General features: G+C 75.0%; 21 protein-coding genes. 11 read left to right on the top strand and 10 right to left on the bottom strand.

From position 1 onward, the window contains the following. Window positions 1-30: 30 nt before the first annotated feature. The 4 genes from ACFYZF_RS23850 to ACFYZF_RS23835 all read right to left on the bottom strand — a co-directional run bounded on the left by ACFYZF_RS23850 (window position 31) and on the right by ACFYZF_RS23835 (window position 3655). A complete protein-coding gene (locus tag ACFYZF_RS23850; RefSeq protein WP_387024201.1) occupies window positions 31-819 on the bottom strand; it encodes a helix-turn-helix domain-containing protein in 789 nt (262 codons plus the stop codon). Window positions 820-1241: 422 nt separating this feature from the next. Continuing rightward, on the bottom strand, window positions 1242-1706 hold the full coding sequence (locus ACFYZF_RS23845; protein WP_387024260.1) for a hypothetical protein: 465 nt from the start codon (window positions 1704-1706) through the stop codon (window positions 1242-1244). After that, window positions 1681-2313: an RNA polymerase sigma factor gene (locus tag ACFYZF_RS23840; RefSeq protein WP_387024200.1), complete on the bottom strand. Its 633-nt coding sequence runs from the start codon at window positions 2311-2313 to the stop codon at window positions 1681-1683. Before ACFYZF_RS23840 ends, ACFYZF_RS23845 begins: the two co-directional genes overlap by 26 nt. Window positions 2314-2344: 31 nt before the next feature. Next, on the bottom strand, window positions 2345-3655 hold the full coding sequence (locus tag ACFYZF_RS23835; RefSeq protein WP_387024198.1) for a S8/S53 family peptidase: 1311 nt from the start codon (window positions 3653-3655) through the stop codon (window positions 2345-2347). A 191-nt stretch (window positions 3656-3846) separates the two neighbouring features. Between ACFYZF_RS23835 and ACFYZF_RS23830 the strand changes: the two genes are divergently transcribed. Together ACFYZF_RS23830 and ACFYZF_RS23825 are read left to right on the top strand one after the other, a co-directional pair. Beyond that, the gene (locus ACFYZF_RS23830) at window positions 3847-6462 is read left to right on the top strand and encodes a CHAT domain-containing protein (protein ID WP_387024196.1); all 2616 of its coding nucleotides are present in this window, start codon (window positions 3847-3849) and stop codon (window positions 6460-6462) included. Window positions 6463-6666: 204 nt separating this feature from the next. Continuing rightward, the gene (locus tag ACFYZF_RS23825; RefSeq protein ID WP_387024194.1) at window positions 6667-7464 is read left to right on the top strand and encodes a S1 family peptidase; all 798 of its coding nucleotides are present in this window, start codon (window positions 6667-6669) and stop codon (window positions 7462-7464) included. 62 nt (window positions 7465-7526) lie between these two features. Here ACFYZF_RS23825 and ACFYZF_RS23820 read toward each other — a convergent pair whose 3' ends face one another. Beyond that, window positions 7527-8816 (bottom strand): YncE family protein, encoded by a 1290-nt coding sequence (locus ACFYZF_RS23820; protein WP_387024192.1) that lies wholly within the window; start codon window positions 8814-8816, stop codon window positions 7527-7529. 180 nt (window positions 8817-8996) lie between these two features. Between ACFYZF_RS23820 and ACFYZF_RS23815 the strand changes: the two genes are divergently transcribed. Beyond that, on the top strand, window positions 8997-10157 hold the full coding sequence (locus ACFYZF_RS23815; protein WP_387024190.1) for a helix-turn-helix domain-containing protein: 1161 nt from the start codon (window positions 8997-8999) through the stop codon (window positions 10155-10157). A 51-nt stretch (window positions 10158-10208) separates the two neighbouring features. Here the strand turns inward: ACFYZF_RS23815 and ACFYZF_RS23810 are convergent, their stop codons facing one another. The 3 genes from ACFYZF_RS23810 to ACFYZF_RS23800 all read right to left on the bottom strand — a co-directional run bounded on the left by ACFYZF_RS23810 (window position 10209) and on the right by ACFYZF_RS23800 (window position 13666). Beyond that, a complete protein-coding gene (locus ACFYZF_RS23810; RefSeq protein WP_387024188.1) occupies window positions 10209-11174 on the bottom strand; it encodes an N-acetylmuramoyl-L-alanine amidase in 966 nt (321 codons plus the stop codon). Beyond that, window positions 11174-11332 (bottom strand): hypothetical protein, encoded by a 159-nt coding sequence (locus ACFYZF_RS23805; RefSeq protein ID WP_387024186.1) that lies wholly within the window; start codon window positions 11330-11332, stop codon window positions 11174-11176. Before ACFYZF_RS23805 ends, ACFYZF_RS23810 begins: the two co-directional genes overlap by 1 nt. 228 nt (window positions 11333-11560) lie before the next feature. Continuing rightward, the gene (locus ACFYZF_RS23800; protein ID WP_387024258.1) at window positions 11561-13666 is read right to left on the bottom strand and encodes a penicillin acylase family protein; all 2106 of its coding nucleotides are present in this window, start codon (window positions 13664-13666) and stop codon (window positions 11561-11563) included. 247 nt (window positions 13667-13913) lie between these two features. Between ACFYZF_RS23800 and ACFYZF_RS23795 the strand changes: the two genes are divergently transcribed. From ACFYZF_RS23795 to ACFYZF_RS23780, 4 genes are all read left to right on the top strand, one after another. After that, window positions 13914-15413, top strand: coding sequence for an MFS transporter (locus tag ACFYZF_RS23795; protein ID WP_387024184.1), 1500 nt, complete (start codon window positions 13914-13916; stop codon window positions 15411-15413). 337 nt (window positions 15414-15750) lie between these two features. Further along, entirely contained in the window at window positions 15751-17931 is a 2181-nt protein-coding gene (locus tag ACFYZF_RS23790; RefSeq protein WP_387024182.1) for a carbohydrate-binding module family 20 domain-containing protein, read from the top strand. A 217-nt stretch (window positions 17932-18148) separates the two neighbouring features. Next, entirely contained in the window at window positions 18149-18709 is a 561-nt protein-coding gene (locus tag ACFYZF_RS23785) for a GNAT family N-acetyltransferase (RefSeq protein ID WP_387024180.1), read from the top strand. Between the two features lie 152 nt (window positions 18710-18861). Continuing rightward, complete coding sequence (locus ACFYZF_RS23780) at window positions 18862-19785, top strand: siderophore-interacting protein (protein WP_387024256.1); 924 nt, start codon at window positions 18862-18864, stop codon at window positions 19783-19785. Between the two features lie 72 nt (window positions 19786-19857). Here ACFYZF_RS23780 and ACFYZF_RS23775 read toward each other — a convergent pair whose 3' ends face one another. After that, entirely contained in the window at window positions 19858-20907 is a 1050-nt protein-coding gene (locus ACFYZF_RS23775) for an LD-carboxypeptidase (protein WP_387024178.1), read from the bottom strand. A gap of 416 nt (window positions 20908-21323) precedes the next feature. On the opposite strand from ACFYZF_RS23775, the gene ACFYZF_RS23770 reads away from it, so the two are divergent. Continuing rightward, window positions 21324-21647, top strand: a complete 324-nt coding sequence (locus ACFYZF_RS23770; RefSeq protein WP_387024176.1) for a TraR/DksA family transcriptional regulator — start codon at window positions 21324-21326, stop codon at window positions 21645-21647. Between the two features lie 27 nt (window positions 21648-21674). Here the strand turns inward: ACFYZF_RS23770 and ACFYZF_RS23765 are convergent, their stop codons facing one another. Continuing rightward, window positions 21675-22139, bottom strand: a complete 465-nt coding sequence (locus ACFYZF_RS23765) for a septum formation initiator (protein WP_387024174.1) — start codon at window positions 22137-22139, stop codon at window positions 21675-21677. A 102-nt stretch (window positions 22140-22241) separates the two neighbouring features. Between ACFYZF_RS23765 and ACFYZF_RS23760 the strand changes: the two genes are divergently transcribed. The 3 genes from ACFYZF_RS23760 to ACFYZF_RS23750 all read left to right on the top strand — a co-directional run bounded on the left by ACFYZF_RS23760 (window position 22242) and on the right by ACFYZF_RS23750 (window position 24810). Next, window positions 22242-22934 (top strand): response regulator transcription factor, encoded by a 693-nt coding sequence (locus tag ACFYZF_RS23760; protein ID WP_387024172.1) that lies wholly within the window; start codon window positions 22242-22244, stop codon window positions 22932-22934. Beyond that, window positions 22931-24223, top strand: a complete 1293-nt coding sequence (locus ACFYZF_RS23755; RefSeq protein WP_387024170.1) for a sensor histidine kinase — start codon at window positions 22931-22933, stop codon at window positions 24221-24223. Before ACFYZF_RS23760 ends, ACFYZF_RS23755 begins: the two co-directional genes overlap by 4 nt. A 71-nt stretch (window positions 24224-24294) precedes the next feature. After that, on the top strand, window positions 24295-24810 hold the full coding sequence (locus ACFYZF_RS23750) for a PepSY domain-containing protein (protein WP_387024168.1): 516 nt from the start codon (window positions 24295-24297) through the stop codon (window positions 24808-24810). Window positions 24811-25060: the final 250 nt, after the last annotated feature.

Here is a 25060-nt window from a genome sequence, read left to right as displayed (position 1 = left end):
CCCGACCGGCTGCCGGGGCGGCGTGCGCCGTCAGGGCCGGGCGAAACCCGGGTCGGCGCCGCGTTCGAGGAGGTACCGCGAAATGCTGCGATCGGTCATGCGGGAGAACTCACGGGTGAGGTGTGGCTGGTCGTAGTAGCCGCACACTGCGGCGACCTCGGCCGCGGGGCTGCCCCCGACCAGCAGCCGGAGCGCCCGCTGGAACCGCACGACCCGCCCCGCCGTCTTCGGCGACAGCCCGATCTGCTGGCGGAAGCCGCGCTCCAGGTTCCGGGTGCTGCAGTTGATCGAGGTGGCCAGGCCGGAGACGGACGCCGTGCCGCCGCTGCCGGTGAGAAGCTGCCAGGCGCGGAGCACGTACGGGTAGCACCGGGGCCCCCGGTCCAGCCAGCGGCCGAGGGCCTGGTCGAGGCCGTGGAGGCGCCGCTGCCAGTCGGGCGCCGTGCTGATCGCGGCGGTGAGGACGACCGTCGGCACGCCGGGCAGGTCGGCCAGGTCGGTGGCGACGTCTGCCAATTCGTGCATCGGCACGCCGAGAAGGGTGAACGCCGCCCACGGCTCGAGGGCGATCTCCAGGGTGTACGGCCGGATCCCGCGTACCCGTTGCCGGGGCCGGGTGTGCAGGCCGTAGACGGTGTAGGCGAACGAGCCCGGATCGGCCGTGGTCCCGTCCCCGAGCCCGGCCGGGGCGAACTCGGCGACGAGGGTCACGGCGTCGGTGGGAACCGCGAGGTAGTCCTTCGGGCGGTCGGGATGGCGGCCGAAGCGCCGGTATCCCCGGATGCCCGGCGGCCGTCCGTCGGCGTCTGTTCCTTCCATCGATCGGTGTGTCGGGCGCGGCTGGTGTGCCGTGACCATCGAATCCCCCGATTCGTCTGCGGCGCAGTGCCGCAACGTTGGCACCCGGCTGCAGGGCCGGGCGGGCCGTGTGGCGCGGCTGCCTCCACCCTGTAGAGGCGGTCGGGAGACTGACAAGGCACGTCGTTGTCCAGGACACCTGCCCGGTTGTCCTGGCTGTTCAGGCCACTGTCCGGCACCGTCCGGGACAGCGTCGGACCGCCGCTTCGGGTGGCGACGGGCCCGGCCGCGTGTCCCGGACATCGGTGTGCGGGCCGGCGCTGTCCCGGACGGGTGGCGCACGGGCGCGTCCCCGGGCGGCGGTGGGCGGGCGGCGGCCGCGCGCCGCTCGCGATGTCGGATCCGAGGGAAGGACGCCGCCGGCGTGGACAGGCCGGCCGGCCTCAGCCCAGGCTGACCCAGTCGGTGGCCACCGCGTACCCGTCGGCGCGGGCGGCGAGCCGGACCGGGCCGGCCGGGGGAGCACCCAGCGAGAAGAAGCCCACCTCGTCGACCGGCGACTCGTCGTACTGGCCGGTGGCCGTCCGGGCGGTGACCCGGCCGCCGCGGGCCGGGGAGAGCTGGCCGACGATGCCGGCGTCGCTCACCTCGATCTCCAGCACCACGGCGCCGCTGCGGAAGGACAGGGTCCGCGCCGCGCCACCCGAGCGGGTGAGCCCGGCAGGCTCGGCGTCGCACGCCGAGTCGAACGTCAGCTCGGCGACCGCCAACTCGGCGTCCACGGTCCGCCAGGCGAACGCCGCCCGCGCGGCGGTCAGGAACTCCTCGGGGACGGGCCCGGCGTCCCACAGCGCCGCGCCCAGCTCCACGGTCAGGGCATCGTCATCGACCGGCGGCCACGGCGCCATCGCGGTCACCCCCGTTCCTGTTGGGGCCGCGGCGGGCCCCGAGGAACGGGGCGAGCGCCGGGCAGTTACGCAGCTTGTGTAGACAACGGCCCTGAGTGGGGCCGATGCTACCGACCGGCATCCCGAGTCGTTCGCCGATCTCCCGGTAGCTGACCGGGGGATCGGCCGTCAGCAGGGCCAGCAGCTCCTGGCAGCGGGGCGGGAGCTGGGCGAAGCCCTCCCGCAGCGCCTGGCCGCGCTCGGCCCGCAGCAGCCCCTCGTCCGGCGCCGCCACGTCCACCGGCGGCCCGTGCCGGGCGTCGAGCGCGTCGTCGTGCGGGTCGACCGGCTGACTGCGCCGGCTGAGGCGGGACAGCCGGTAGCACTCCCGCCGGGCGGTGGTGGCCAGCCAGGCGGCCAGCGCCTGCGGGTCCCGCACCTGGTCCAGCCGCTCCACCAGGCGCAGCCAGACGGTCTGGTTGACGTCGGCGGCGTCGGCGCGGCTCATCCCGTGTGCCCGGATCACCGACACCACCAGCGGGGTGTAGCGGCGGACCAGCTCGGTCCAGGCTGCCTCGTCCCCACCGGCGGCGGCGACGACCAGGCCGGTGGCGGTCGGGTCGCTCACCGGCGGGCCCCTTCGCCGTCCGGGCCGGGTCTCACGAGACCAGCACCCCGTAGTCGGGGTGCCAGCGGGGGCTCGCGAGCAGCGCGATCCGGGCCGCGTCGGCGCTCAGGCCCCCGGCGACCATCATGGCCGCCAGCCGGCCGGAGACGTACGCCGTGGCGAACGAGGTGCCGGACCACCCGGCGAAGCCGTGGAACACCCTGGTCGGCCGCCCCGGCAGCGGCAGCTGGCCCACGACGTACGTGCTGTCGCGCTCGCCGACCGCGCAGGCATCGGTCCACGTGCCGAAACCGCTGTACGCCGCCGGCACGATGCCGGTGCCGGCCCGGCTCACCGCGGCCACGCCGAGCACCCGGCCCAGGGCGGCCGGCCAGGCCGGGCGGCTGGTGCCGGCGTTGCCGGCGGCGGCCACCACGGCGGTCTGCGCCGGCAGCGCGGCCACGGCGTTGACCAGGGGCAGCGGGGGCAGGTCGTCCTGGGTGAAGCCGCCCAGGGACAGGTTCACGATGGAGACCTGCGGCCCGAGGCGGGACATGGCGGACACCAGCATCGCCTCGTCGCCGACGCCGGTGGGGTTCAGCGCCTGCTCCGGGTCGACCTTGACTCCCGGCGCGGCCTGCCGGACCACCCCGGCGACGAAGGTACCGTGGCCACCCTGCGCGGCCAGCACGGTCCCGGAGACGTAGAGCGCGTCCTCGTCGTCCGGCTCCGGGAGGTAGCTGCCACCGAGCCACTGGGGGTGGTACGCGCCGGCCTGTTGCCAGATCCCGGTGTCGCAGACGCCGACGGTCACCCCGGCGCCCTCGCCGAGCCGGGCCGGGTCCGGCGGGGCCAGCGCGGCCACGGCCTGGGGCGGGCTGCCCGGGTTACCCATGATGTTGCCCAGGCCCAGCAGCACGTGGTGCGGCTGTACCGCCGGGACCGGCTGGCCCGGCCACTGCTGGGGGTTGCGCAGCGTCGTCACCACCGTGGGGATGTCGGTCTCCTTGCCGAACAGCAGCCGCGTGACCCCGGCGAAGCCGGCGCCGACGGTCACCTGGTGCCCGCGCGAGCGCAGCCAGGCGGTGACCCGTTGGGCGTCGGCATTGGACGCGAGCAACTGCCGGGGGCGGTAGAGGAACTCCCGGCCCACGACGGTGTGCCGGCGGACGTTCGGGTCGGCGGCCAGGGCGTCGGAGAAGGCGCGCTGGTACGCGTCGTCGTCGCCGGTGTCGCCGGCGGCGGCGGCCGGTCGCAGCGAGCTGCCCAGGGGCGCCGCCGCGGCGAGCGCGCCGAGTGCCAGCAGCCGCCGACGGGACAGCCGGCCAGCCGGCTGCGGCGTGCGGGGGAGGTCAGGCGGCACCGGTCCTCCAGGCGGTTGCGGTGGCGCGGTCGGCGGTGTCCCCGGTGCGGTCGCCACAACGCATACCGGGCGTGCTCGATTCTTCCAAACCATTGTTGAATGTCAATGACGTGAATGGTCGCCCGATCCGTGGAATTCCCACCTGCCCATCCGCATTGACGCTGGACGGTTCATCGGGAACGCTGATCGGCATGGCCGACAGCGCCGGTTCCGGTGCCGGGGCGGCCCAGGCCGCGCTCGACGCGGTGCAGCGCTATCCCCGCGAGGCGATCACCCTCGCGCAGCGGGTGCTCGCCGCCGGCCGCGCCGGCACCGGCGACGAGCGCTCCACCGCCGAGCGGGCCGTCGGCCTGGCCCTGCGGGAGCTCAACGACCTGCCCGGCGCGCTGCGTCACCTGCGCCGGGCGGTGCGGGTCGCCGTGACGCCCCGGACCCGCGCGCTGGCCCGGATGAGTCTCGGCTACGTGCTGGCCAACGCCGGCCGCACCGGCGCGGCCCTGCGCGCGGTGACCGCCGCCCTGCCCCCCCTCACCGGGGCCGACGCCGGGCGTGCCCGGATGCAGCGGGGCGTGGTGCTGCACTACCGGGGCCGCTACGACGAGGCGGTGCGCGACTACTCCCTCGCCGTCGAGATCGCCCAGCGCGAGGACGACCCGCTGCTGGAGGCCCGGGCCCGCAACAACCGCGGCCTGCTCAACGCCCACCGGGGCACCGGCCGGGGCCGCGACGACGACCTCGCCCGGTCGGCGGCGATCTTCCAGCGGCTCGGGCTGGAACTCGCCGCCGCCGACGCCCGCTGGAACCTGGGCATCGCGGCGGGCCAGCGCGGCGACACCGTGGGCGCGCTGCGCTGCTTCGCCGAGGTCGAGCAGGAGTACCGGCGGCTGGCGGTACCGCGGCCGGCGCTGCTGCTCGACCGGTTCGAGCTGCTGCTGTCGGTGCCGCTGCTCGACGAGGCGGTCGAGGTGGCCGGGGCGGCCGTGCGGGAGCTGGGCCGCCGGGGGATGGCCTCCGACCTGGCCGAGGCGCTGCTGGCCCAGGCCCGCGCCGCGCTGCTCGCCGGGGACCTGGACACCGCCACCGACGCCGCCGCCCGGGCGCGGGTCCGCTTCCGCCGCCAGGGCCGCCGCACCTGGGCCGCCTTCGCCCGGCACGTCGAACTGCGCGCCGAGTTCCGTCGCGGCACCCGCTCGGCGGCGCTGCTCACCGCGCTGGTGCGTACCGCCGACCAGCTCGACGCCACCGGCTGGCCCGGCCCGGCGCTGACCACCCGGATCGACGCCGGCCGGCTGGCCGCCGCGCTCGGCCGCACGGAGAGGGCGGCGACCCTGCTGGGCCGGGCGGCGCGGGCCCGTCGGCGGGGCACCGCGCCGGGCCGGGCCCAGGGGTGGTACGCCCTGGCGCTGGCGCGTCGGCTCGCCGGGGACGACCGCTCCGCCGCCCGGGCGCTGCGGCGCGGACTGGCCGTGCTGGACAGCCACCGGGCCTCGCTCGGCGCCACCGAGCTGCGGGCGCACAGCGGAGCGTACGGGCAGCAGTTGGCCGCCGAGGGACTGGACCTCGCGGTCCGGTCCGGCGCCCCCGGCCGGGTCCTGGCCTGGGCGGAGCGGTGGCGGGCCAACGCCCTGCGTACCCGCCCGGCGCTGCCGCCCGAGGATCCGGACCTGGTCGCGGCGCTCAGCGAGCTGCGCCTGGTCAGCAGCCTGTTGGAGGACACCCTGCTCGCGGGCCGGCCGACGCACGCGCTGCGGGGCCGACAGGCCCGGCTCGAACAGCGCATCCGGGACCTGGCCCGGCGCGTGCCCGGCGGCGGCGACGTCACGGCCCCGCCGGGCGTCGCGGCGCTCGCCGCCCGGCTCGGCCCGCGCGTGCTGGTGGAACTGGTGGCGCACGGAAACCACCTGCGGGCGGTGCTGGTCCGCGACGGCCGGGCCAGCCTGCACGACCTCGGTCCGCTCGCCGAGGCGGTGGAGCAGGCCCGGCGGCATCGCTTCGGTCTGCGCCGGCTGGTCACCACCGGCGACACCGCGGCCGCCCGCGCCGGCGTCGGGCACGCCGCGGCGGTGCTGGACCGGCAGCTGTTCGACCCGCTGCGCCGGCGGCTGGGCGACCGCCCCCTGGTGCTCGTTCCGACGGCGGCGCTGCACGCGGTCCCGTGGTCCGGCCTGCCGACCTGCGCCGGGCGCCCGGTGACGGTGGCCCCGTCGGCCACGGCCTGGCTGCGCGCGGACGGCCGGGTGGCGCCCGACGGCGCGCCGGTGCTGGCGGCGGGCCCGCGCCTGCCGGCCGCGCGGACCGAGGTCGGGCTGCTCGCCCGCGAACTGCCCGGCTCCCGGCTGCTCGCCGGGGCGGACGCCACCGCCGACGCGTTGACCGCCGCGCTGGACGGCGCCGGGTTGGCCCACATCGCCGCGCACGGCACGTTCCGGGCCGACAACCCGCTCTTCTCCGGCCTGGAGCTGGCCGACGGGCCGCTGCTCGCGTACGAGTTGGAACGGCTGCCCCGCCCGCCGGGCTGCGTGGTGCTCTCCGCGTGCGACTCGGGGCTGTCCGGGGTGCGCCCCGGCGACGAGGTCCTCGGCTTCACCGCCGTGCTGCTGGCGCTGGGCACCCGGTGCCTGGTGGCGACCGTGTTGCCGGTGCCGGCCGACCTCACCACCGCGCTCATGCTGGACCTGCACCGGCGAATGCGCGCCGGCGTCCGGCCGGCCCGAGCCCTCGCCGACGCCCAGGCCGCGTTCGTGGCCACCGGCGACGGCTCCGCCGCGGCCACGGCCGCCGCCTTCGTCTGCTTCGGCGCCGGCTGAGTGGCGCCCGCAGTGCCCGGGCCGGCCCGGACGGCGCGGACGGCCCGGTCGCGCCGCCCGCCGGAGGACCTGGCCCGACGGGTGGATAGCGCCGTCGTATGACCCGGAGAGGATGATCAGAAATCCATATCCATCAATAGAATTTCCGTCATCTCGAACACGGTGCGTCCACCGGCGCGCCGGTCTTCCGATGCGGAGGAACATATGGTTCGCTGGCGCACCCTCACCGGCCTGTTGGCCGCCGCGCTCGTCGCGGTGACCGCGAGCAGCCTCACCCTCACCGCACCCGCCGCCGCGGCGCCCGACGACACGATCACCCCCAACGTCGTCGGCGGCACCCCGGCCACCCAGGGCGAGTTCCCGTTCATGGTGCGGCTCTCGATGGGCTGCGGCGGGGCGCTCTACAGCCCGCGGCTGGTCCTCACCGCCGCGCACTGCGTGGGCTCCACGGGCACCAACACCAGCATCACGGCCACGCTCGGCGCGGTCGACCTGCAGTCCAGCAGCCGGATCACCGTCCGGTCGAACTACGTCTACCGCGCCCCGGGCTACAACGGCGCGGGCAAGGACTGGGCGCTGATCCGGCTGGCCACCCCGGTCACCACCCTGGCCACCCTGCCGATCGCCACCAGCGGCGCGTACGACAGCGGCACCTTCACCGTCGCCGGCTGGGGCGCGGCGCGGGAGGGCGGTGGGCAGCAGCGCTACCTGCTCAAGGCCACCGTGCCGTTCGTCAGCGACTCCGTCTGCAACTCCAACTACGGCGGCGACATCATCCCGGCCGAGGAGATCTGCGCCGGCTATGCCAGCGGCGGCACCGACACCTGCCAGGGTGACTCGGGCGGCCCGATGTTCCGCCGGGACGCCAGCAACGCCTGGATCCAGGTCGGCATCGTCAGCTGGGGCAACGGCTGTGCCCGCCCCAACTACCCGGGCGTCTACACCCAGGTGAGCTACTTCGCCTCCGCGATCGCCGCGGGCGCCGCGAGCCTCGGCGGCTGACCGGACGACCCACGGGTGCGGCCCGGCCGGACGATCGGCCGGGCCGTACCCGTGCGCCGGGCCTACTGGACGGCCGGCGGCGTCCAACCGGTCGGTACGTGGCCGATCCGGACCCGCTGCGGGTGGTCGCCGACGGGCACGCTGGCCACCTTCTGGCCGGTGGCGAAGCTGATCGCGGTGACCCGGTCGGAGCCCGCCTCGGAGATGACGCAGTCGCGGCCGTCCCCGCTCACCGTCGCCCAGTACGGCTTGCCGGCCGCGACCAGCGGCCCGGGGGCGAGGGTGACCCGGTCGACGACCGTGGCGTAGTCGTCCATGGTGCCGGCGACACAGAGCTTCCCGCCGTCCGGGCTGACCGACATGCCGTGGTGCCGGGAGTCGTTGACCCAGGTGGTGCGGTCCTCACTGGTGTTCGGGTTCTTCGGCAGGGTGGCGATCCGGGTGACCTTGTCGGTGACCACGTCGTACTCGACGAAGCCGTTGAAGAACGACACCTGGAAGTAGAGCCTGCGCTCGTCGGGGGTGAAGACCGCGGGCCGGACGGCGTCGGAGAGGTCGCCGCGGCCGAAGGCGTCCAGCCGGGGCCGCATGTCGATCTCCTTCACCGTCTGGAAGGTGGCGGCGTCGGCGATCGTGATGTGCCGGTCGCCCTTGGTCCAGTCCTGCGACGGGTCGTCGAGGGAGGTGTTCACCTCGCCGATGGACATGTTCCAGATGTGCCGGCCGCCGCCGGTGAAGAGGTTCTCGTGCGGCTTGTCGCCGGTGTCGAACGAGCCGACCTGCCGGCCGGTGACGATGTCCAGGACGTGCACCTTGTTCGAGGTGGAGGCGGAGACCGCGACCCGGGTGCCGTCCGGCGACACCGCCATGTGGTCGGAGCGGAACCCGGAGACCGGGAACCGCCACCGCACCGCTCCGGTGCTCAGGTCGATCGAGACCACGTCGGCGAAGCTGGGCCTCGACGCCACCAGCGCGGTCCCGTCCGGGGTGGTGTACATGTCGTCGACGAGCTGGTCGTGCCCCTCGCCGGGCCCCTGCTGGATGCCCAGGTAGAACGCGAGTTTGAGGGGGTTGAGGTAGATCTCCCAGAGCCGCTGCTGCTTGTCCGGGACGACGTTGATCCGGCCGAGGCGGGCGTAGTCGCCGCGCGGGCGGATGACGTCCACGGTGCCCTCCCAGTTGTTGCCGACGAACATCACCTCCGTCAGCCCGGCGGCGGCCGGGACGACGGCGGGGGCGGCGACGGCGGGGGCGGGCGCGGCGGCGAGGGCGAGGGCGAGGGCGGCGAGGGCGCCGTACCGGCGTGGGCGGGGACGGTGGGCGCGCGGGGGCGCGGACGGTGCTGCGGTCATGGACTGCTCCTGGACGGTGGGGCGGCCGTGGTGTGGCGTTCCGCGGCGCGGAACGCGGTGTTACTTTGCGGTAACAGAAGGAAACCAACCGAAGCCGGACTCCCGGTAGGCGACGGGGGCCAAAACCGGGCCGGGTCGTTGTGGACGGGCCACAGTGGCCGTGGCGAGGGGAGCGGGCCGATGGCGTTGACGGAGCGGACCGGGCCCCTCGGTGCGCTGCTGCGCGAGCTGGCCGCGGACCGGCAGGTCGTGGACGAGATGGTCGAGGCCGCCCGGGTGCACTCACCGGAGGTGGCGCGGCTGCCGCCGGCGGAGAACCGTCGGCACGTGGCGGCCCTGTTGGCCGCCGGGCTGGCCTCCTTCCAACGTCTGGCGGAGCCCAGCGAACGGGACTTCGCGGAGGCGCGGCGGCTCGGCGCCGACCGGGCCGGGCAGGGCGTCTCCGTCGCGGGTCTGCTGCGCGGGGTGCAGGCGGGCCGGCAGAAGGTGGTGGAGATCGCGCTGGACCGCGGCCGGGCCGCCGGGATACCCGACACCGCGCTGCTGGAGACCCTGTTGGAACTCGGCCGGTACGCCAGTGCCCTGGAGCGCGCCCTGGTCGACGGCCATCACACGGCGGAGCTGGAACTGGTCCGCACCCGGCGGGACGCCCGTAACCGGCTGCTGCGGCGGCTGCTGCTCGACGAGGCGGCCGACGGCCGGCCGGACGAGCTGGCCGGGTTCGGGCTGCGCCCCGACGGCCGGTACCACTGCGTGGTCACGGACCTGACCGACCCGGCCCGGATCCCGGCGGTGCGGCGGCGGCTCTGCGGGGGCGGGGGAGTCTTCGGCACGGTCGACGACCGGCTCACCGGCCTGTCCCCGCGGCTGCCGTCCGCCGACCTGGCCGACGCCGCCGTGCTCGTGGTGGCCGCCCCGGCCCGACCGCTGGCCGAGGCCCCGGCCCTGCACCGGCTGTGCGTGGCCGCGCTGCGCGTCGCCGCCCGGGCGGGGCTGCGCGGCCTGCACGGGGTGGTCGACCTGGCCGGCGAGACCGCGTTGGCCGCCCAGCCGGAGCTGGCGGGGCTGGTCAGCGGGGAGTTGCTCGGCGCCCTCGACCCGGCCGACGACTTCCACCGCCAGCTCGCCTCGACCGCGCTGGCCTACCTGGATCACGGGCAACGGCTGGACCTGACGGCCGCCGCCCTGCACCTGCACCCGAACACCGTGCGCTACCGGCTGCGCCGGTTGCAGGAGCTGGCCGGGCTGCCGCCGACCCTCGCCGAGCCGGGCGGCCGGTGGCCGGTCCCGCAGACCCTGCGCTGGTGGTGGGCGCTGCGCACCTGGTTGGGGCAGGAGTGAGGCGTGCCGCCGGTCCGGGCCGCACGCCTCACCCACCCCCCTGCGGTGGCCTCAGACGATCCGGGTGAGCCGGATCGCGTCGGCGATGACCAGCCCGGCGGCGGTGGTCCACCGGCTGACCCCGACGCGGTTGGCGTCCCCGGCCGGCAGGGCGAACGTGCCGAGGGAACGCCACTGCCCGCCGGTGGCGCGCTGGTCGACGTGGACGGTCCGGTTGCCGGCGGTGGTGGCCACGATGTACGGCGTGGCGCTGTTGTAGCCGGCGTTCGCCGGCCACCAGGCGTCGACCCGGTAGCTCCCGGCCGCCGGGACGTTGACCCGGTACCAGGCGACGTCGCTGGACTGCACCGGATCGGCGTAGCGGTAGTCGGCGCCGTACCGCTGCCCCGAGTACGACGAGACGCCCCAGTTGGCGCTGGCGGTGAACCGCCCGGTGGTGGAGTTGTCCACGATCGCGCTCCACGCGCTTCCGCCGGACATCCGGGCGGCGACGTCGGCGCGCATCACGTCGAGGTCGATGAACGACGGGTCGATCTTCCCGGAGGTGCTGGTCTCGCGGTGGCCCCGGGCGTGGCTGGCGTCCCGGCCCAGGCGGGTGAGCACCGCGGCGGTGGCGGCGACGCACGCGTTGTACTGGGCGCTGGTCATCTCCTGGCTGACGCCGTTGTAGTCGATCTCCCAGCCGATCATCAGGGTGTTGCCGTCGCCGGCCGGGATCGGGCCGCTGCCGCGGCTGGCGCCGGCGTGGTTGCACCGGCCGGCGGAGATCAGGTGGAACACGCCGTGGTAGTCGACCAGGGCCTGGCAGAGCGGGCCGGGCAGGTCGGAGCGGCCGTTGATGCAGATGTTCAGCGCCGGGTGCGGGTTGGCGGCGCTGGAGGTGGACGCGGTGTGGTGCCACAGCACCCCGATCGGGGCGAAGTCGCCCGGGCGCGCCCGGTTGCGCCAGTCGCCCTCCTCGACGACCTGCACGCCCGCCGCCCGCAGCACGTCGGCGAGCCAGGGGACCGTGGCCATCAGGATGTCTGGATCAAATCGGCCAGGCACTCGGCCTGCCCGGCGGCGCGGGCCGGGGCGGGCCGGGCGGTGGCGGTGACGGTGAACGCGGCGGCCAGCAGGGCGGGTAGGCCGAGCAGGCGGCGACGCCGCAGGGTGACGGAGGGAGAGGTGGCCACGGCACTCCTCGGTGAAGGACGGGGGCCCCGTCGATCGACGATCACGATGACGGGCAGGCTATACCGTCACGAGAGTCGATGTCGATACCCTTCGACCCCTCAGCTCATCCTGAGGCTTTCTGCCCGATCCGGCTCAGCCGGCCGGCGGTGCGCAGTGGTCGGCCTCGAACCGGGCCCGGGTGAGAGACCGCGCCAGCGCGGGCCCCACGGCGCGGGTGACCTGGTGTGTCACGGGTGGCTCGTCTCCTGCTCGGGGGTGAGCTGCGCCCAGTCGGTGACCACCGGGATCAGCTCGCCGGCGGCCCACCGGGTCAGCTGGTCGTCGAAGTGCGGGTCGCCGGGGCGGCCGGAGGCGCCGAAGGGCACCACCCACCGGCTGTCCGCCCGGTCGGTCAGGTCCCAGACGTAGCGGGCGACCGGGCCCCGCCAGCAGGCGTCGGAGAGCCCGGGGACGCTGCTCGTGGCCAGCACGCAGTCGGCGTCGCCCGAGAGCGCCACGCGCTCGCGCATCTCCTCCACCGCGACGCCGACCTCCTGGGCCACCGACAGGTGCACCGGATGCAGGACGTGCCGCCGCCCCCAGGTGCCCGGCGGGTCGCCGTGCGCCACCTCCTCCAGCGCGGCGACGGCCACGGGCCCCACGTCGACGCCGAGGTGGTCCAGCCCCGCCACCACGGCGTCGAGGGCGTACCCGATGCGGCCCAGGGGATTGGTCCACGCCGCGAACAGCTCGTCGTACGCGCCCTCGGCGCGCAGTGGGCGCAGCCGCGGGTGCTCGTGCAGCCCCCGGGCCAGCGCCGCCCGCCAGGCGGCGAACGCGCCGGCGTCGGCGCTGTCGGCGCGCATCCGCCCGTCCCAGGCGGTCAACCGGTCGCGCAGCGCCCGGGCCGGCGCGCTGAGGGCATCGGCGTCGAGGCGGTCGAGCGTGCCGCGCAGGACGGCGGCCTCCAGCCGGTCGTCGGTGTGCACGGTGGACGGCTCGGCCCCGGCCGCCAGCAGCGTACGGATGCGCCGGGCGCGGTGCGGCGGGGCGAAGTCGACGCCGAGGGCCGCCACGTCGGGCCGGCGGTCGTTGGCGCAGACCGCCGGCCCGGTCACCGCGGTTCGGGACATCGGGGCGTACTCGCCGGTCCAGTCGTAGCGTGGCTCCCAGCCGGGCACCGGTTCCCGCCGGCACCGCTCGTCGCGGGCCGGGACGAGGCCGGTGACGAGCTGGGCGATCGCCCCCGACCGGTCGGCGACGAGCACGCTGTTGACCGGTTCGACCCAGTGGCGCAGCGCTGTGGCGACGTCGTCGACGGTCCGCGCCCGCAGCAGCGGCAGCAGCGCGTCGAAGCCGAGGCGCTGCTCGACCCGGGCGGGGGTGCGCAGGCTGATCGCCTCGCCGGTGTGCCGGTCCTCGTCGATGACGGGGCCCCGGGGCGTCTCGATCACCTCGACCTGCACCGGGTCGCCGCCGCGTACCCCGATGCGCTCGACGTGGCGGCGGGCCGGCGCCCAGCCGTCGGCCTCGCGCACCAGGACCCGGTCGCCGTCGCGGCGCAACTGCTCCCGGTAGAGGTCCTGGTAGTCGGCCATCGCGTTGGTCACCGCCCAGGCCACCTCGCCGGCGTGGCCGAAGTGCGGCAGGCCGGGAACGCCGGGGAAGGCGAACCCGAGCACGTCGAACTCGGGGCAGGCCAGCCGCACCTGGTGGTAGATGCCGGGTAGTTCGAGGATCCGGTGCGGATCGCCGGCGATGACCGGGCCCCGCCCGGTGGCCGGGTCGGCGGGCACGGCCCAGGCGTTGCTGCCCGAACCGGCCGGCGGCTCGGCGCTGAACAGCCCGGCCGCCGCCGGCCCGAGGGTGGCGGCGACGTGCGCGTGCCACAGCTTGTTCGGGAAGGTCGCGAACAGCACGTGCTGCACCAGGAAGACCCCGAGCGGGGACCACGGCCGCCACCGGCCGGGGGCGCAGCCGGCCGCCGCGAACTCCGGGGCCCCGGCTGCCCCTTCGGCGAGCCCGTCGTTGACCCCCTGGGCGTAGGCGGCGGCCCAGCGCCGGGTGGCGGGGTCGAGCCCGGCGTAGCAGCGCCGGGCGGTGTCGTCGAGGCGGGCCCGGCGGGCGAACCGGTCCCAGCCCACCTCGGCGGGCCCGACGTGCTGGGCGAGCCGGCCCTCGGAGCGCCACCGCTCCACCTCGATCTGCCAGGCCCGGTCGAGCGCCGCCGCCCGGCCCTGGAGCCGGGCCAGTTCGTCCACGGTGTCCGCCCACAGGTGCGCCACGCCCCAGGCGTCGCGACGGATGCCGGTCGTCCGGGCGTGCGGCGCACCCGGCGAGGCAGGGTCCCACAACAGTTCCAATTTAGGTTAACCTTCCCTAACTTGGGTGGACCTTACTGGAGGGGTGCGTGAAACGGAACTGGGAAGTCCCGGTGCTGCGCGCGATCGGCGGACGGACCTTCCGGCTGACCGTGCGGGGGACCGAACTCGGCCCCGCGCCACCTCTGGCCGGTCGGCGACGCCGCGTCCCTGCCCTCCACGTCCCGGTGCTCGCCGCGAGCTGAGCGGTCCGACCGCGTCCCTTCCGCCCAGGAGCGCCATGAGCCTGTCCGAACCCGCCGTCCGGACGCTGTCCGTACCCGCCCGTCCGCTGCCCACCCGGTGGCTGATCCTCGCCGTGCTCTGCCTCGCCCAGGTCACGGTGGTGCTCGACAACACCGTGCTGACCGTGGCGGTGCCCGTGCTCACCGCCGAACTGGGCGCCAGCACCGCCGAGGTGCAGTGGACCATCAACGCGTACGCGCTGGTCCAGTCCGGGCTGCTGCTCACCGCGGGCAGCGCCGTCGACCGGTACGGCCGGCGCCGGCTGCTGCTGGCCGGCCTCGTCCTGTTCGGGGCCGGCTCGCTGGCCGCGGCGCTGGCCCAGTCCACCGGGCAGCTCATCGCGGCCCGGGCCGGCATGGGCATCGGCGGCGCCCTGCTCGTCACCGCCACCCTCGCGGTGGCGATGCAGGTCTTCGACGCCGCCGAGCGGCCCCGGGCGATCGGCATCTGGGCGGCGGCCAGCGCGCTGGGTTTCGCGGCCGGGCCGCCCGTCGGCGGGGTCATCCTCGCCCGCTTCCCGTGGGAGGCGATCTTCCTGGTCAACGTTCCGATCGTGGTGGTCTGCCTGGTGGCCGCCGGGCTCCTGGTGCCGGAGTCCCGCAACCCGTCCGGCGGTCGCCTCGACCTCGGCGGGGTGGTGCTGTCCACGGCCGGCCTCACCGCCGTGGTGTACGCGATCATCGCCGGCCCCGACCGGGGCTGGCTCTCCGCCCCGGTGCTCGGCACAGCCGGCGGGGGAGTGCTGATGCTCGCCGCGTTCGTGTGGTGGGAGCGGCGGATCGCCCATCCCATGCTGGACATGGGCTTCTTCCGGGATCGCCGCTTCGTCGGCGCGGTCTCCGGGGTCGTCCTGATCACCTTCGGCGCCACCGGCGCGCTGTTCCTGCTGACCCAGCACCTCCAGTTCGTGCGCGGATACCCGGCCTGGGAGGCCGGACTGCGGATGGTGCCGTTCGCGCTGTCCATCGTGGTGCTCAACCTCGCCGGCATCGCCGCCCGGCTGATCCACCGGCTCGGCACGGCCGGGGCCATCGCCGTCGGCATGACCCTGCTCTGCGGCGGTCTGCTGTTCGTCACCCATGCCCCGGGAGACGGCTACGGCGTGCTGCTGGCCGGCCTGCTCACCATGGGCGCCGGCTGCGCCCTGGCCAACCCGGCGATCGTGGAGGCGGTGATGAGCGCGATCCCGCCGGAGAGGGCCGGCGCGGGCGCCGGCGTGGACGGCACGATGACGGAGGTCGGCAGCAGCCTCGGCGTCGCCGTCCTGGGCGCCGTGCTGAACGCCCGGTTCGCGGCCCTGCTGCCCGCCGCGCTGGCCGGTGCCGGGTCGTTCCCCGCGGCGCTGGCCGCCGCCCGGACCGACGCGGAGCGGGCCCAGGTCGCCGACGCCTTCCGTGCCGCGTCGGAGTCCGGGCAGACGGTGGGCGCGGTCGCGGTCCTCGCCGGTGGCCTGGTCGCCGCCTGGCTGCTGCGACGGGCGCACCGCACCGGCTGAGGCGCACCTCGGAGGGCGCGACGCCGGCCGGAGCGTGCGGCGTGGCGGCGACGGGGTCGTGCAAGATGATCGCAAGTGCTGGAAGTTGTTGCGGCAAGGTTGCGCCGATCCCCCGGGCATGTCAAGGAATTCCCTCCAGCGCGAGGGCGGTCCCCTCCGAAATGGGCAGCTGGGAGCGCGTGGGAGGGCCCCTGCGGGTGGCGTATTGCCGGCATGTTTCAAAAATCTTGCCGAAAAGTCTTGCAAACTCTTTCATCCATACCGCATCGTCTTGCTACCTGGACGGCCGTCCATCCACCAGCGCCTCTTCGCCCCCACGGAGGAAGGTTCACCCGTCATGGAACGTCTGAAGTCACCCCTTGGTAGCCGCGCCGGCGGCCTGCTGCTCGCCGCCGCCGTCGCCGCGGTGGTCCTGCCGGCCGCGATCGCGACCGCCACCACCACCGCCACCCCCGCCCAGGCCGCCGCCGGGCTCAACAACAGCGAGGTGACGGCCAACCTGTGGGAGTGGAACTGGCCGTCCGTCTCCGCCGCCTGCACCAACCACCTTGGCCCCGCCGGGTACGGCGCGGTCCAGGTCGCGCCGCCGCAGGAGTCGGTCAGCCTCCCCAACAGCAAGGACGGCGCGTACCCCTGGTACGAGGTGTACCAGCCGGTGTCGTACAAGCTGGAGAGCCGGTTCGGCACCCGCGCGCAGTTCGCCGCGATGGTCACCGCCTGCCACAACGCCGGCGTGCGGGTGTACGTCGACGCGGTCGTCAACCACATGGCCGGCGCGAACAACGACGAGTCCATCGTCGGGTACGCGGGCACGGACTTCTCCGGCCCCGGCTACAGCTTCCCGGCCGTGCCCTACGGCAACGGGGACTTCCACCGGCCGGGCGACAACTGCCCGACCAGCGGCGGCATCAACGACTGGAACAACGAGGCCCAGGTCACCAACTGCGAGCTGCTGCAGCTGACGGACCTGTACACCGAGAAGGACAGCGTCCGTACGAAGATCGCCGCCTTCCTCAACGACATGATCGGCCTCGGCGTCGACGGCTTCCGGGTCGACGCGGTCAAGCACATCAAGAAGGACGACTTCGCGGCGCTCCTCGGCAAGCTCCACAACACCGTGGCCGAGAACAAGCGACCGTACATCGCGCAGGAGATCTTCGACGGCGCCAGCAACGACGCGCTCAAGGCGCGGGCGTTCACCGGCAACGGCGACGTGCTCGACTTCGCGTACGCCAAGGGCCTCAAGTCCGCCTTCCAGGGCTCGATCTCCACGCTCGCCAACATCCCGAGCTGGAATCTCGACGCCCCCAGTGCCAACGTCTTCGCCATGGTCACCAACCACGACCTTGAGCGCGACGGGGTCGTGCTGTCCTACAAGAACGGCACCGACTACACCCTGGCCAACTACTTCGCCCTGGCCTACCCGCACGGCAAGCCGTCGGTCTACGACAGCTTCTCCTGGAACGCCCGCAACCAGTCCCCGCCGGCCAACGGCAGCGGCTACGTCACCGACACCGCCTGTGGTGGCGCCTGGAACTGCCTGACCCAGTCCACCGGCGTCAAGGGCATGGTCGGCTGGGCCAACGCCGCCCGGTCGGTCAAGACCATCTCCGACTTCACCGCCGTCAACAGCAACGTCATCGGCTTCCACCGGGGCGACCGTGCCTGGTTCGGCGTCAACGACTCCGGCAGCGCCACCACCGCCACGTTCGTCACCGGCCTCGCCGACGGCCAGTACTGCGACGTCGTCTCCGGACCCGCCACCGCGTCCGGCTGCGCGGGCGGCACGGTGACCGTCTCCGGCGGCCGGGCCACCGTGTCCATCCCCGCCAACAACGCGGTCGCGATCCACGTCAACGCCCGGCCCGGCGGCGCCACCCCGTCGCCCACGGTCACTCCGACGGTCAACCCCACCGACAAGGTCGCCACCACCTTCACCGTCGCCGCGACCCCGGCCGCCGACCAGGAGGTCTACGTCGTCGGCAGCATCCCCGCCCTCGGCTCCTGGGCCCCGGCCAGCGCCGTCAAGCTGACCGCGCAGGGCGCCAACACGTACCAGACGGTAATCGACCTGCCGCAGTCCACGGGGGTGGAGTACAAGTTCCTCAAGAAGACCGCAGCCGGCGCCGTCACCTGGGAGAGCGGCGCCAACCGCTCCTTCACCACCCCGGAGGGCGGCACCTACACGGTGAACGAGACCTTCCGCGGCGACGCCGACACCGGCGGGCAGGTCGCGGCCTCGTTCCACGCCACCGTCACCACCTCCTACGGCCAGAACGTCTACGTCGTCGGCAACATCGCGGCCCTTGGCGGCTGGAACCCGGCCAACGCCGTCGCGCTCTCCTCGGCCGACTACCCGGTCTGGCGGGCCACGCTGAACCTGCCCCCGAACACGGCGGTGGAGTACAAGTACATCAAGAAGACCGCGGCCGGTGCCGTCACCTGGGAGAACGGCGGTAACCGCACCTTCACCACCCCGGCCAGCGGCACCCGGACCAGCACCGACACCTGGCGGTAGGCACCCCACCGCCCCCTGCGACGACGGGGTGGCCGGCTCCCCGGAGCCGGCCACCCCGTCGGTGGTCGAGGGCCAGCCGGGCGGGAGACTGTGGACCGTGGCGCGCGCCCGACGGTCTAGGCTGGCGTGTCCTGATTTACCGTCACGGTGCCGCGCCGCAGGCGGTGACGGCGGTGTGGCAGGCCGCCGGCCGGACGGCGGCCCATCGAGGAGAGACATGACGACTGCCCCGACCTCCTTCTCGCGTCACATCGACGGCTTCGGCGAGGTGGCCATCCGGCCCGTGCGGCCGGCCGAGGACATCGACGTGATCCACGACTGGGTCACCCGGGAGCGCTCGCGGTTCTGGGGCATGCTCGACGCCAGCCGCGAGCGGGTGCTGGAGATCTACGAGTACCTGGACTCGCTCGCCACGCACCACGCCTACCTGCTCCACCGGGACGGCCGGCCGGTGGCACTGTTCCAGACGTACGAGCCGGCGGCCGACCCGGTGGGGGAGTGCTACGACGTCCGGCCCGGCGACTTCGGCATCCACCTGATGATCGGACCGCCGGACGGTGGCACCGAGCGGGGCTTCACCGCCGTACTGCTCGACGCCTTCCTCGCCTTCGTGCTGGCCGAACCGGGCCGCCGGCGCATCGTGGTGGAGCCCGACGCGCGCAACGACAAGGCGATCGCCCGGCTGACCCGCGCGGGCTTCGTGCCGGGGCCGCAGATCGACCTGCCGGAGAAGCGGGCCCAGCTGCTCTTCCTGGAGCGAGACGCCGCGCTCGGGTGACCCGCCGAGGCGGGCGCCGTCCGGCCCGGTCAGGGCGGCGGCCGTCGCCCGAAGGGGGTAAGGCCGGACCGCCCTGAGACCCGACCGTGCCGTTAGGTTAGCCTAACCTCGTGTCGATTGATCACGTCCAGCCGCAGCCGGCGCAGGGTGTCATGACCGAGACCCTGCCCATCGCGCCGTGGCGTCTGTTCGCCGTCGAGGTCCGCGCCGTACGCCGACTCAGCCCGTCGTTCCTCCGCGTCACCTTCACCGGCCCCGACCTGGACCGGTTCGCGGACAACGGCTACGACCAGCGGGTCAAGCTGGCGCTGCCGCTGCCCGGGGAGCGCGGGGTGCAGCTCCCCGTCGGCGCCGACTGGCACGTGAGGTGGCGGGCCCTGCCCGAGGACCGGCGCTGCCCGGTGCGCACCTACACCGTCCGGGCGGCCCGGCCGCACCTGGCCGAGGTCGACATCGACCTCGTCCTGCACGGTGACGGCGGTCCGGCCAGCCGGTGGGCCCACCGGGTCCGGCCCGGGGACGAAGCCGCCCTGCTCGGCCCCGACGCCGGCTACCCCGGCGAGCACGGCGGGATCGAGTTCCGGCCCCCGGCGACGGGCCACCTGCTGCTGGCCGGCGACGAGACGGCCGTGCCCGCGATCTGCGCCATCCTGGAACGGCTCCCACCCGACGCCCGGGGCCGGGTGCTGCTGGAGGTGCCGGAGCGGGCCGATGCGCTGTCCGTCCCGGCCCCGGCCGGCGTCGAGGTCGCCTGGCTGCCCCGCGACGGGGGTCCGCACGGCAGCCGCCTGGTTCCCGCCGTCGCCGCGGCGGCGGCGAGCCTGCTGCCCGGCCGGACACCCGCCCTGGCGGGCCTGTCGTTCGGGCGGACGCCGATCCCCGACGTGGACGTCGACCGGGACTTCCTCTGGGAGGTGTCGCCCTCGGTGGCGCCGGGGCCGCTGTACGCCTGGCTGGCAGGCGAGGCCGGTGTGATCCGTACGCTGCGCCGGCACCTGGTCGCCGAGCGGGGGATCGACCGGCGGGCGGTGGCGTTCATGGGCTACTGGCGGCTGGGCCGGGTCGACCCGATCTGACCATGACCGGCGTTGCCGCCACCAGGGCGAGGCGTGCGGCTTGATGGGGGTCGGGCAGGCGTTTGGCGGGTTCTACCGATAATCGGCGAAAATTCGACGTTCCACGCCATCAACGGTGATGGCTCCGCCGTGGGGAAGGATCCACTGCGGTCGGGTGTGGCCGAAGGGTATGCCGACGCAGACGACTGCCTCCGGGTTGTAGCGGGCCACGACGTCGACGACCGTGTCGCGCTGCTGCTCGCGTAGCCGTGCCCGATCCGCGGCAGCGGGCCTACGGGTGTGGTCGGAGACCGGCGGACGGGCGAGCAGGACCGCGTCGACGGCGCTGAGGATGCCGCGTTCACCGAGTGAGCGGACGATGAAGCTGACATCGCGCGCGGGGAGGAGTTCTTCCGACGTCTCGATGATCAGCACCCCGCCTTGCAGAATCTCCGGGGGAAACGGGAAGCGTCCCGCCGTCAGGATCCACTGGATGATTTCCAGGCAGCCGCCCCAGGTGGTGCCGGTGACTGCGCGGCGCGGCCCGTACCAGCTCCACGGCTCCGTCGGTTCGCGTTCTCCGGAGTATTCCAACGCTTGCGGATCGGCCCAATCGATCCCGACATCCTCGGATTCGCCCGGATCGCTGATCTCCAGCCGCTCCCCGGTGAGCAGCGCCGCTCGCAGCGACCGGGCGTGGATGTCGTCCACGGCCGGCCCGGGGCCAAGGTGTACCTGGGAGGACCCACCGTAGAAGCTGGCGATGCCAAGGCCCCAGAGCCAGTGGTGCAGGTTGGTGTTGTCGCTGGTGCCGAGGAACGGCTTCGGATCGGCTCGGGCGAGGTCGGCGTCCAGATGCGGGATGACCGTGATCTGGTCCTCGCCTCCGACGACGGCGAGAATGCCGCGCACCTCGGGATCTGCGAAGGCGGCGTTGATGTCCGCTGCGCGCGCTGCCGCGGTCGCACCCACCTTGCGGGTGGTCGGGTATTCGACCGGAACGAGGCCGGTCACGTCAGCAAGCCGTCGCATGGCCTGCTCGTGGATTTCGGGATAGGCACCTGCCGCAGCGAAGGACGGGGAGAGAACCGCGATGTGCTCCCCTGGGCGCGCCTTCCGAGGAAGAACAAGATCGTGCGTCATGCCGAGATCCAACAGGTGCGCCAGTCCGTGCGCATCCCATTTTGGGGTGTATCACCGTGTTGGCCTGGGGCGATCGGGACGTGTGCCGCGCCTTGGCCGGGACGGCCGGTGACCAACCTGGTTGGGTTCTGCGGCGGGGCGGCCTATGGTGGCCCCATGCCATCGGCCGCCCCGCTCGCCCGCGTCACCGTCACCGCCGTGACGGCGTCGCCGGCTGCCGCCGGCCGCCGGCGCACGTGGGTGGCCACCCGCCCGGCGGGCGCGCCGTCGCTCGATGCCGCCCCCATCCACGGGCTGCCGAGCCCGATCCCCAGCGGGCGTGGCCCCCCGCCGGGAAATCTCCGACGGGTACGGCCACCAGGGCGAAGCTTCCGGCTTCGGCCCTTTTCTTTTACCTTTTTCCGGAAGGACGCGACATGAGTACCGACATCCAGCAGGCCAGCGACCGGCAGTGGCTCGCCGACCTCCGCACGACACTGACCGACGATCACGCGGCGCAGACGGTCCGGCTGACCGAGCTGACCGCCGACACCGGCGACCCGGGTGAGGCGCACACCCGCGCCGCGCTGATCGCGGCGACCCGGATGAGCCTGGAGCGGATCGTCGACGCGCTGCACCGCATCGAGGACGGCCGCTATGGCGCGTGCGAGAAGTGCGGGGCGCAGATCCCACCGGAGCGGCTGGAGGTCGTCCCGCACGCCCGCTTCTGCGTGCCCTGCCAGCAGAAGCACCACGGCTGACCGAGATCCGCGGGTGGCCGTCGCCGGTCAGTCGTCGGCGACGGCCACCGGCTCGCCGGCCACGCACCGCAGCTTCAGCTCGTGCTCGCCGCCCGACCCGACGAAGGTGACCTCGACGTCGTCGTCCGGGCCCTGGTCGGCGTCGGCGACCCGGTAGCCCTGCGCCGGCGCCCAGGACACCAGCCGCACCCCGCCCGAAGTGCACTCGGCCACGGCGCTGCCGCCGGCGGTCGCGAAGGCCCGGCGCGCGCCGGGCCCCGGCGACGCGGTCGCCGACGGCGCGCCCGGCCCGGTGGCCGGGCTGCCGCCCGGGGCCGCCGTGCTCGCCTGCGGCGAGGCCAGCGCCCGTTCGACGTCCCGCTGGCTGTGCACCCCGCCCGGGGTGCCGGTGATGCTCTCCCCGACCAGCCGGATCGCGGCCACCCCGACCAGGGTGGCGAGCGCGGCGGTGGCCAGCCACCCGGCGAAGGCGAGGGCACGGCGACGACGCATCCCCCGACTATCCCCGATCGAAGGTTGGCGGGAGCGCCGGTCGACGCTAAGAGAGGGTTAAGGAACCGGCCGGCGGCGGTCCCGGCGGCTAGCCTGCATCCTGTGCCCCGCCTGCTGCTCATCGAGGACGACCTGACCATCCGGACGCCGCTGGCGCGGGCGCTGCGGGACCGGGGTCACGCCGTGGCCGCCGCGTCCACCGCGATGGAGGGTCTGCGCGACGCCCTCGACGACCGGCCGGACCTCGTCGTACTGGACCTGGGCCTGCCCGACCTCGACGGGCGGGACCTGCTGCGGATGCTGCGCGCGGTCAGCGCGGTGCCGATCATCGTGGCGACCGCCCGCGACGACGAGACCGAGATAGTCCGGGTCCTCGACGCCGGAGCCGACGACTACGTGGTGAAGCCGTTCACCGCCGCCCAACTGGACGCGCGGGTCCGCGCGGTGCTGCGGCGCGGCGCGGCCCAGGCGGCGCAGGACCCGACCCTGGCGGTGGGCGGGCTGCGGGTCGACCCGCGCTCACGGCAGGTGACCCTCGACGGCACGCCGGTCGAGCTGACCCCGCGCGAGTTCGACCTGCTGCACCACCTCGCCGCCCGGCCCGGCGAGGTGGTCACCAAGCGGGAACTGCTCACCGAGGTCTGGCAGATCCCGTACGGGGGCGCGGACAAGACCGTCGACGTGCACCTGTCGTGGCTGCGCCGCAAGCTGGGCGAGAACGCCCAGCAGCCCCGCTACCTGCACACGGTGCGGGGGGTGGGGGTCCGGCTGGAGTCCCCGGGCGGCGCCGGGTGAGGGCGCGGCTGGCGCTGCTGTCCGCCGCGGTCAGCGTGCTCACCCTGGTGGCCTTCCTGGTCCCGTTGGCGCTGCTGGTGCGGGACGTGGCCGAGGACCGGGCCACGGTCCGGGCGACCGCGGACGCGCAGAGCCTGGTGCCGGTGGTGGGTACGGCCGATGCCGCGACCATCCGGCTGACCGCCGAGCAGCTCGCCGCGGAGTCGGGCCGGCCGGTCAGCGTGTTCCTGCCCGGCGACACGGTGCTGGGCACGCCCGTCCCACGTACCCCGGCGGTGGCCCTGGCCGAACGGGGTCGAAGCCTCACCGCGGAGTCGGACGAGGGACGCGAGGTGGTCATCGCCGTGCAGGGCCGGCCGGACGGCACGGGTGTGATCCGGACGGTGGTGCCACGCGCCGAGCTGACCGCCGGGGTGACCCGGGCCTGGCTGGTGCTGGCGCTGCTCGGGGTGCTGCTGGTGCTGCTCGGGCTGCTGGTCGCCGACCGGCTGGCCCGTACCCTGGTCCGGCCGATCGCCGAGCTGTCCGCGGTGTCGCACCGGCTGGCCAACGCCGAGCTGGATGCCCGGGTGACGCCCGCGGGCCCGGCCGAGCTGCGCGAGGTGGCCGGTGCGCTCAACCACCTGGCGGGCCGGATCCAGGTCCTGCTCGCCCAGGAACGCGAGCAGGTGGCCGACCTTTCGCACCGGCTGCGCACCCCGCTGACGGCGCTGCGGCTGGAGGCCGAGTCGCTGCGCGAGCCGCCGGAGGCGGCGCGGATCGCCGCCGCGGTGGACGGGTTGGAGCGGGCCGTGACCGGCCTGATCCGCCAGGCCCGCCAGGCCCGCCGGGACCGGTCGCCGGCCGCCACCGGCGGCGACGCGGCGGCGGTGGTCGCCGACCGGGTGGCGTTCTGGTCGGTGCTGGCCGAGGACACCGGGCGGGAGGTCCGCTGCGACCTGGATCCCGGGCCGCTGCCGGTCGCGGTGCCCGCCGAGGAGTTGGCCGCGGCCCTCGACGCGCTGCTCGGCAACGTGTTCGCGCACACCCCGGACGGCACCGCGTTCACCGTCCGTCTCGCCCGCGACTCCGACGGGGTGGTCCTCGTCGTGGCCGACGAGGGCCCCGGCATGCCGGCCGCCACCGTACGTCGGGGAGCCAGCCCGGCCGGGTCCACCGGATTGGGCCTGGACATCGCCCGCCGGGTGGCGGAGGCCGGCGGCGGCCGGCTGGAGCTGCGCACCGGCCCGGCCGGCGGGGCCGAGGTGCGCCTGTGGCTGGCCCCGCGGGCGACCTTAACCGGGCCTTAGCGTTCGTGCAGCGCGCCGCTATCCCGCCACGGCCGATCCTCGACGTAGTAACCGAGGAAAGGTGCACCGAGATGAAGCGCAACTCCCTGATCAAGGCGTCCGTCGGCGGCGCGGCGATGCTGGCGGCGGCCGGGGTCGCCCTCGGCGTCACCGCCGCCGACGACCGCGCCGCACTGACCGCCCTGGTCGCCGCCACCGTGGCCCCGGCGGCGACCGGCAGCCCGAACGACGCCCCCAGCTCGGCGCCGGCGACCGGTGCTCCCGCCACCGGTTCGCCCGCCGGCACGGCGACGCCGCCCCCCACCGGCTCGCCCGCCGGCGGGAGCGTCGACGAGCGGCGGGCCGGCGAGATCGCTCTGGCGCGCGCCGGGGGCGGCCGGATTGTCGAGGTCGAGGCCGAGGACGAGGACGGCCGTCAGGTGTGGAGCGTCGAGATCGTCGACGGGCAGACCGAGCACGAGGTCGACGTCGACCGCAACGACGGCGCGGTGGTCAAGGCCGAGCAGGAGCCGGTCGACGCCGATGACGACGACGATGACGACCGTGACGACAAGGACGATGACGACGACGACCGCGACGACGACTGAGGGCCGGCACCCCGTGCCCGGCCCGGCGTCGCCGGACCCGGAGACGGGGGGGGGCCCCCCCCGGCGCGGCCCCGCCCCCCCGGGCCCCCCCCCCCCCCCCCCCCCCCCCCCCCCCCCCCCCCCCAACCCCCCCCCCCGGGGGGGGGGGGGGGGGGGGGGGGGGGGGGGGGGGCCGCCCCCCCCCCCCCCCCCCCCCCCGGCCGGGCCACGAAAGCCGGCCCGGGTCGCGTACCGTTGCGGCTCATGGGTG

This window comes from Micromonospora sp. NPDC001898 (genome assembly GCF_042891255.1).
Lineage (GTDB): Bacteria > Actinomycetota > Actinomycetes > Mycobacteriales > Micromonosporaceae > Micromonospora.
This window is presented reverse-complemented; position numbering and strand designations above follow the sequence as displayed.

Excerpts from the sequence above, each read along its gene's own strand:
- ACFYZF_RS23850 (WP_387024201.1), bottom strand. The coding sequence starts at position 819 with ATGGAAGGAACAGACGCCGACGGACGGCCGCCGGGCATCCGGGGATAC.
- ACFYZF_RS23845 (WP_387024260.1), bottom strand. The coding sequence starts at position 1,706 with ATGGCGCCGTGGCCGCCGGTCGATGACGATGCCCTGACCGTGGAGCTG.
- ACFYZF_RS23830 (WP_387024196.1), top strand. The coding sequence starts at position 3,847 with ATGGCCGACAGCGCCGGTTCCGGTGCCGGGGCGGCCCAGGCCGCGCTC.
- ACFYZF_RS23825 (WP_387024194.1), top strand. The coding sequence starts at position 6,667 with ATGGTTCGCTGGCGCACCCTCACCGGCCTGTTGGCCGCCGCGCTCGTC.
- ACFYZF_RS23820 (WP_387024192.1), bottom strand. The coding sequence starts at position 8,816 with ATGACCGCAGCACCGTCCGCGCCCCCGCGCGCCCACCGTCCCCGCCCA.
- ACFYZF_RS23815 (WP_387024190.1), top strand. The coding sequence starts at position 8,997 with ATGGCGTTGACGGAGCGGACCGGGCCCCTCGGTGCGCTGCTGCGCGAG.
- ACFYZF_RS23810 (WP_387024188.1), bottom strand. The coding sequence starts at position 11,174 with ATGGCCACGGTCCCCTGGCTCGCCGACGTGCTGCGGGCGGCGGGCGTG.
- ACFYZF_RS23795 (WP_387024184.1), top strand. The coding sequence starts at position 13,914 with ATGAGCCTGTCCGAACCCGCCGTCCGGACGCTGTCCGTACCCGCCCGT.
- ACFYZF_RS23790 (WP_387024182.1), top strand. The coding sequence starts at position 15,751 with ATGGAACGTCTGAAGTCACCCCTTGGTAGCCGCGCCGGCGGCCTGCTG.
- ACFYZF_RS23785 (WP_387024180.1), top strand. The coding sequence starts at position 18,149 with ATGACGACTGCCCCGACCTCCTTCTCGCGTCACATCGACGGCTTCGGC.
- ACFYZF_RS23780 (WP_387024256.1), top strand. The coding sequence starts at position 18,862 with ATGACCGAGACCCTGCCCATCGCGCCGTGGCGTCTGTTCGCCGTCGAG.
- ACFYZF_RS23775 (WP_387024178.1), bottom strand. The coding sequence starts at position 20,907 with ATGACGCACGATCTTGTTCTTCCTCGGAAGGCGCGCCCAGGGGAGCAC.
- ACFYZF_RS23770 (WP_387024176.1), top strand. The coding sequence starts at position 21,324 with ATGAGTACCGACATCCAGCAGGCCAGCGACCGGCAGTGGCTCGCCGAC.
- ACFYZF_RS23765 (WP_387024174.1), bottom strand. The coding sequence starts at position 22,139 with ATGCGTCGTCGCCGTGCCCTCGCCTTCGCCGGGTGGCTGGCCACCGCC.
- ACFYZF_RS23750 (WP_387024168.1), top strand. The coding sequence starts at position 24,295 with ATGAAGCGCAACTCCCTGATCAAGGCGTCCGTCGGCGGCGCGGCGATG.